Genomic DNA, 429 nt, shown 5'->3' on the forward strand with positions numbered 1-429 from the left:
TGTGAAGGGCAGCTTCGGGCCCAACATGCGCCGCGCCGACTACCGGCCGCCCGCGGCGCTCAATCAGCGTCAGGTCGTCGCCACGCGCGCGCCCGTCGCACCGCCCGCATTCCACGACAACCTCGCGCAGCGCTTCGCCCACGCCGGCGGCACGGTGCCGGGGGCAGGCGCGCCCGTGGTGCGCGTCTCGGCGCCGGCGCATGCGCCGTCCTCGCCGTTCTCTGCCGCAGCTCACGGCGCGTGGCCCGCACAGAACGTGCGTGTCGTGCCGCCGCACTCACCGGTGCTTGGTGCGACGGGCAGGCCGGCGGCCCCGCAGGCGCAAGCCGGTCGTCCGGACATGCCTGGCGGCGCCCCCCAACCGGGCGCCGCAGCCGCCAACGCCATGCCGCGTGGCCCCGAACATGGCCAGGCGCTGTCTCTTATACA

1 pseudogene is annotated in these 429 nt (G+C 75.5%); it reads left to right on the plus strand.

The features are described 5' to 3' along the window. Positions 1-429: pseudogene (locus tag AB4Y43_RS40505) on the plus strand (FecR protein); the annotation flags it as partial.

Origin of the sequence: Paraburkholderia sp. BR10872 (assembly GCF_040965835.1) — a bacterium.
In the GTDB taxonomy this organism is placed as follows: domain Bacteria; phylum Pseudomonadota; class Gammaproteobacteria; order Burkholderiales; family Burkholderiaceae; genus Paraburkholderia; species Paraburkholderia nodosa_A.